This is a genomic window from uncultured Boseongicola sp., assembly GCF_937988555.1.
Taxonomy (GTDB): Bacteria; Pseudomonadota; Alphaproteobacteria; order Rhodobacterales; family Rhodobacteraceae; genus Boseongicola.
In genome coordinates this window covers 1-6,426 of the sequence record NZ_CALJXO010000028.1, presented here as the reverse complement: position 1 = coordinate 6,426, position 6,426 = coordinate 1, and the positions used below count along the sequence as shown (strand labels likewise).

At 58.4% G+C, this 6,426-nt stretch carries 6 protein-coding genes and 1 pseudogene; 5 read left to right on the top strand and 2 right to left on the bottom strand.

Features of this window, described 5'->3' with window-relative positions; translation table 11 throughout:
- A partial coding sequence (locus Q1B15_RS01505) for an ABC transporter substrate-binding protein (protein ID WP_299749090.1) occupies positions 1-970 on the bottom strand: 970 nt, incomplete at its 3' end.
- A gap of 14 nt (positions 971-984) precedes the next feature.
- Complete coding sequence (locus tag Q1B15_RS01500; RefSeq protein WP_299749087.1) at positions 985-1,887, bottom strand: N-acetylmuramic acid 6-phosphate etherase; 903 nt, start codon at positions 1,885-1,887, stop codon at positions 985-987.
- A 153-nt stretch (positions 1,888-2,040) separates the two neighbouring features.
- Between Q1B15_RS01500 and Q1B15_RS01495 the strand changes: the two genes are divergently transcribed.
- The 5 genes and pseudogenes from Q1B15_RS01495 to Q1B15_RS01475 form a co-directional block, all read left to right on the top strand.
- The gene (locus Q1B15_RS01495) at positions 2,041-2,937 is read left to right on the top strand and encodes a BadF/BadG/BcrA/BcrD ATPase family protein (RefSeq protein ID WP_299749084.1); all 897 of its coding nucleotides are present in this window, start codon (positions 2,041-2,043) and stop codon (positions 2,935-2,937) included.
- Complete coding sequence (locus Q1B15_RS01490; protein WP_299749081.1) at positions 2,934-3,692, top strand: GntR family transcriptional regulator; 759 nt, start codon at positions 2,934-2,936, stop codon at positions 3,690-3,692. Before Q1B15_RS01495 ends, Q1B15_RS01490 begins: the two co-directional genes overlap by 4 nt.
- A 9-nt stretch (positions 3,693-3,701) precedes the next feature.
- Positions 3,702-4,727, top strand: coding sequence for an SIS domain-containing protein (locus Q1B15_RS01485; RefSeq protein WP_299749078.1), 1,026 nt, complete (start codon positions 3,702-3,704; stop codon positions 4,725-4,727).
- A complete protein-coding gene (nagA, locus tag Q1B15_RS01480) occupies positions 4,724-5,884 on the top strand; it encodes an N-acetylglucosamine-6-phosphate deacetylase (protein ID WP_299749076.1) in 1,161 nt (386 codons plus the stop codon). Before Q1B15_RS01485 ends, nagA begins: the two co-directional genes overlap by 4 nt.
- Before the next feature lie 371 nt (positions 5,885-6,255).
- Positions 6,256-6,426: pseudogene (locus Q1B15_RS01475) on the top strand (IS5/IS1182 family transposase); the annotation flags it as partial.

The window sequence follows — 6,426 nt, the reverse complement described above, 5'->3', positions numbered from 1 at the left end:
ACGAGCCAACCCAGTTCAGGAAGACCGTTGCAGCTTCGGCATTTGGTGTGGCAGCATTCATCCCAATACCGATGTCGGTGTGATCCGAGATATAGCAGGTGTCCCCGGCGTTCTGCACAGGCGGATAGAAGGCGCCCATCTCAAAATCAGCCAAGCCATTGAAGCCCGAGATTTCCCACGAACCGGTCGGATAAACCGCAGCCCGACCCAGCGTGAAGATGTTCTGGCTGTCCGGATAGGTTTGCGCCTCGAAACCATCGCCCAGATAGGCACCCCATTTCGCCAACTGGCGATAAGGTGCAACCCAAGCTTCGTCCGTCAATTTCTGGTCACCGGCCAAAAGCGCCAGACGGCCCTCTTCGCCTTTCCAGTAGTTTGGCCCGATGTTGTTGTAACCCATCGTCGCGGCTTCCCACTGGTCGTTCGTGCCCATAGCCATCGGGATGTAAGTGCCGTCTTCCTTGATCTTATCGAGGACCGCGAAGAACTCCGCTTCGGTTGTTGGCTCTTCAACGCCGACTTCAGCGAAAGCGTCCTTGTTGTAGATGAACCCATGGATCACTGACGCCATCGGCACGCAAAACTGAGTGGAGGCGTCATCCGTGCTCCAACCGGATTTTGATACCGCAGAAAAGCTCGCCATACCGTCAATGTCGCTGATATCGGCAAGATGGCCCGCTTCAAATAGTGCGAGTGATGCATCGAACGGGCGGCATGTGATAATGTCGCCTGCCGAACCGGCATCCAGCTTTGAGTTCAAAACAGCGTTGTACTCAGCCGGGGCCGACGGTGTGAAATTCAGCTTGATCCCGGGGTGTTCCGCTTCAAAGGCAGGGATGATTTTGTCCTGCCAGATGGCAAGGTCATCGTTGCGCCAGCTTTCAATCGTCAGCGTCACGTCTTGCGCCGTTGCCGTTCCGGCAATGAGCGTCGAGGCCAGCATGGCACCGATCAATTTGGACTTTTCCATAGTATTCTCCCTAATTAGACTTTTATGTCTTGGTTTGATTTTAGTGAATTGAAGCAGGGCTCAAGATGCCCGATATGCGCGGATAGCAGCGCTTTTGCGTCTTTCAGCGTCACACCGGCAGCGACAAGAATTGCGGCCTTGGTGTCTCCACCAGACCGGTCCAGCGCCATTCTCGCCGCGGCTTCCGAAACATTGGAAATGCCCACGATGATCCCGACCGCGCGATTGATCAGCTTGGTATTGTCCGCCACGACATTGACCATCTGACCCTGGTACACATGTCCCAGCGCAATCCCCATTAGCGAGGACATCAGGTTCAACGCCGCTTTCTGTGCGGTCCCTGCCCCCAAACGCGTCGATCCGGCGATAACTTCGGGAGGTGTTTGAAGACAAATCGGAATGTCAGCCAGCTCAAGCAATGGCGACCCCCGATTGCTAGCGATTGCAATGAGAACGCTACCCTTGGATTTCACAACCTCCGCCACAGCCAAAGCGAAAGGCGTCGTGCCACTGGCACTTAAGACAATAACAACATCACCCGCAGAAACCCCGCGCCCAATGACGTCGGCAGCTTCAGTGTCGTCTTCCGTATCGCCGGGCATGCGGCCATCTGCCGGGACGCCGCCTGCCATATGGATTTGGATTGTCTCAGCAGGAATCCCAAATGTGCCCGGCAATTCGCAGGCATCTGCAAGCGCCATCAACCCGGAACTTCCCGCTGCAGCATAAACAAGTGAGCCACCGGAGCGAATAGCCGCCGCCATCGCCTGGGCACCCCTCGCAATTTCGGGCGCAGCCTGGCCAATCGCTTCAACCGCCAACCGCTGTCCGCGCACAAAGAACGCCGCCGCCTGATCTGCAGAAAGCCGATCAATCGCCTCACCTTCGGGTAGCATTTCAGTGGTTGGAAGCAGCATTCGAATCTCCTTCCCTAATTTAATACCTTTTAAATACCTCTTGTCTACCATTTATTCGGCTTCCGTATTTTCCCCATAATACTAAGGCCAATAATGCGGAGATTCCGCCAAATAAGTCTATCTTTTCCAAAATAGGTATTATAAAGGTATCTTATGTTTGGCTCAGAGCACCCTATACTTATTGGCGTAGATGGCGGCGGCACCGGATGTCGTGTCGCCATTGGCACGCCTTCAGCGGGCGTACTTGCGCAAGCCGAAGGTGGGCGCGCCAACGCCTCATCTGACCCAGAACTTGCGATCAAAAACATCATCTCCACCGTCCTTGCTGCTGCCAAAAAAGCGGGCGTCTCACCGGGCGCACTGCGAGATGCAGTGGCGCATTTGGGCCTAGCCGGTGTCATGACCCCGGCGGACAGCCAGCGGATCGCATCCGCCCTCCCCTACAAAAGCGCTTCCGTCACAGACGATCGCCCCACTGCTGTCACCGGCGCGTTGGGTGATCAGGATGGGTTTCTCTTGTCTGTTGGCACAGGCACGATTGTCGCCGCCAGCAAGGACGGGCACTTCAGATACATAGGTGGCTGGGGCTTTCAAATCTCGGACCAAAGCTCTGGTGCATGGCTTGGACGCGCGGCACTCGAGCGCACAATCTTATGTCACGACGGCCTTGCCGCTCACACCGACCTTACCCGCGCCTTGATGGCCAAATTTGGCGACGATCCAAACGCGATCGTATCATTCAGCCTGTCGGCCAAACCGGGTGATTTTGGGTCTTTGGCCCCTCTTGTTGTCTCTGGTGCAGATGCCGGGGACACGTGGGGGGTGTCGCTGATGAAAGACGGCGCCGACTATCTGTCGAAGGGCCTGTCGGTCTTGGGCTTTCTTCCCGGCGACACTCTGTGCCTCACCGGAGGCGTGGGACCACACTATGCGTCTTACCTGCCGCCAAAGGCCCTGACGGGGCGGATCGCGTCCCGTGGCAGCGCTTTGGACGGCGCCTTTCAACTTGCCAAGTCGCGCGCAGCCATTTCCCAGGGATGCCCGCAATGACCATCGTGGACTTCCTCGACCCCGGCAAATGGCTGCGCCCCAACGGCGGGCCGCGCTATGTGCAGCTGCGCCAGCGGCTCAGCGAGGGAGTTGATCAGGGCGTTCTGAAGGCCGGCAACTCCCTGCCGCCCGAACGCGAGATCGCAACCATAACCGATCTGTCCCGCGTGACCGTGCGCAAAGCCATCCATGCGCTCGCCGAAGATGGCATTGTCATTCAGAAACAGGGCTCTGGGTCGTTTGTGGCCCCGGGCACGCCCCAGATCGAACAATCCCTGTCGCGCCTCACGTCCTTCAGCGAAGACATGTCGCGACGCGGCATGGCGTCGACCAGCGTCTGGCTTGAGCGCGGAGTTTTCATGGCGTCGCCCGACGAAGTCCTGGCCCTTGCGTTGTCCCCGGATGCCTCTGTATCGCGCATCGCGCGCCTCAGGACCGCCGACGGCAAGCCGATGGCGATTGAGCGTGCGTCGCTCTCGACCGAGATGCTGCCCAACCCGCTTTTGGTGGAAACGTCTCTATATGAAGTGCTTGGTCAGGCCGGTCTCAGACCCGTCCGCGCCCTGCAGAAAATCTCTGCCATCAATCTCGGAGACGGCAACGCCGCCCTCTTGGATGTCGAGCCGGGCAAGGCAGGCCTTCGCATTGAGCGTACCTCGTATCTCGCTGACGGGCGCACGGTGGAATTCACTCAATCTATATATCGCGGAGACGCCTACAACTTTGTAGCCGAACTTCGCCTTGCCAAAGAATAGGACGCCCTGATGACACAAACACAAATGCGGCGCGAGATTTTGGAAATACCAGTCGCCGTTGACCGGCTTCTGCAGGACGGCGGCGACGATATCCGCCGCGCCGCTGATGCCATCCGCGCCCAAGCGCCGGGCTTCATGGTCAGCGTGGCCCGTGGCTCATCCGACCACGTGGCGACCTATCTTAAATATGCCTCCGAGCTTCTCATGGGCACACCCATCGCCTCGATCGGACCCTCCATCGCGTCAATCTACAACCGGCAGCTAAACCTTAAAGGCAGCGTCTGCCTGTCCGTATCGCAATCCGGCAAAAGCCCCGACATCGTAGAAATGGCGCGCATGGCGCGCGCCGGGGGGGCTCTATCCATTGCAATGACCAACCATCCCGAAAGCCCGCTGGCGCAGGTTGCCGATCACACATTGAACCTGCACGCCGGACCGGAAATTAGCGTGGCCGCAACAAAGACCTTCGTGAATTCCGCCGTTGCAGGCATATGGCTATTGGCCGAGTGGGCCGAAAATGACGCCCTCCTTGCTGCCGTTCACGACCTTCCCGACAAACTCGAAAGCGCGGTTCTCTCCGACTGGCCCGAGGCCCGCGCAGCCCTAGAAGGGCGAAACTCGGTCTTCTGCCTTGGGCGCGGGCCGGCCTACGCTATCGCAAACGAGGCCGCCCTGAAATTCAAAGAAACGTGCCAAATCCACGCAGAATCCTACTCCTCGGCCGAAGTTCTGCACGGCCCAGTTTCTATCGTTGACCACGGCTTCCCAGTCATCGCCCTCGCCTCGCAGGACGAGGCCGAAAGCGCGCTTGCAGGCGTCGCCGACGAGATCGCAGCCAAAGGCGCGTCGGTGTTTGCCACGACCGACAAAGTTCAGTTGGCCAATGTGTTGCCCATCACGCGCACCGGTCATGCCCTTACGGATCCTATTGCCCTGATCGCCAGCTTTTACGCCATGGTCGAGCGAACCGCCGCCTCACGCGGCATCAACCCGGACGCACCCCGCCACCTGAAGAAAGTGACCGAAACGGTATGAACGGCCCCGTCAAAGCTTACATTGGTGCTCAAATCCACGATGGGCAAACGCTACACACCGATCAAGCGCTTGTGGTCAACGCAGACCGGTCCTTAAGCGTCCAATCCCGGCACGCATTATCAACGGATTGTCCGGTCGAAACCCTGAATGGCGGCTTGATCACACCCGGCTTTGTCGACTTGCAAGTCAACGGCGGCGGCGGTGTGATGTTCAACGATGACCAATCCGTGGCGACGCTGCGCACAATGGCCGAAGCCCACGCTACGGCTGGCACGCAGGCCCTATTACCGACCTTGATCACAGACACTCCTGAACGCACCCGCGCCGCAATCGACGCCGTCGAACAGGCTATCGCGGAAAAAATTAGCGGGATTGTAGGCATCCATCTTGAAGGCCCCCATCTTTCCGTCGCGCGCAAAGGCGCACATGACCCGCACCTCATCCGTCCGATGAGCGATGAGGACCTCCGTCTCATGCTCTCGGCGGCCGAGCGACTGGCAAATGTCATGGTGACTCTCGCGCCCGAAAACGCAACGACCGCACAGATCAGGTCCCTGGCAGACGCAGGCATAGTCGTGTCTTTGGGCCACACTGATGCAGACGCCGCCACCTGCCACGCGGCCTTTGATGCCGGTGCGCGGTGCGTGACGCACTTATTTAACGCGATGAGCCAACTTGGAAACCGCGAACCTGGCTTAGTGGGCGCAACCCTTGTCCGTGACGACATCTACGCGGGCCTCATTGCCGATGGGGTACATGTCCACCCAGCCACAATGCGCATCGCCCTCTCGGCAAAACCGCAATCAGAGAGAATTTTTCTGGTCACAGACGCAATGGCGACGGCCGGTTCTTCGATCAAAAGCTTTCTGATCAATGGCCGTGAGGTGTTCCGCAAAAACCAGCGGCTCACGCTGGCTGACGGCACGCTTGCGGGCGCTGATCTTGAAATGCCGCGCGCTTTGTCAGTCATGATTGGTAGTGTCGGAGACGACATCGCACGCGCCGTTGCCCGCGCGACCGCAACACCCGCCACGCTTTTGCGCGAAGACAACGGACTGGGCCACCTTCGCGGGACGGCCCAAAGCGCCGTATATTTCAAGGACGGGTTGTCAAACCCCGTGGACTTTAAGGTGATCGGCACCCGAAAGGCCGGCTAGGTCGCAGCGCTATCGACACCATGCGAACCAGTCTGTTTTGGGATGGCAGAATCGCTTCCTATGCCGACCATAGACCGCGTGACTCGACATACTCCGCAAACGGTTCCCGCCCCTCACCGCGTCCACGAATATCTTAGACCGCTGCCTGTGTGAGTTCTGCGCGATGCACTTAAGACGGCGGCGTCGCGACGCATTGAGCTTGTCCAGACACCAGCAATGACGCAAGCTAGCCGCTGCGAACGGGGATACTTAGTTCGCCCTGAATAACTCCTATCCGGCTGATTTTGTTTGGAAATAGTACGATTTTGTTGGGCTAGAGTTGCAGGGTTTGGTATTATGGAGATAGGAACCCTGCAATTTCGAGCCACGAGATGAAGCCAAGAAAACCACCCGCAGAACACGACGACCTCCTGCGCGCCCGGTTGGTCGAAATGATCGACATGCGCCATGAATTGGTGAAGCTCGCCGCCCTGATCGACTGGGAAGTCTTCGAGCGGGAATGGTCCGAGTTTTTCCCGTCACATACCGGTCGCCCAGCCACC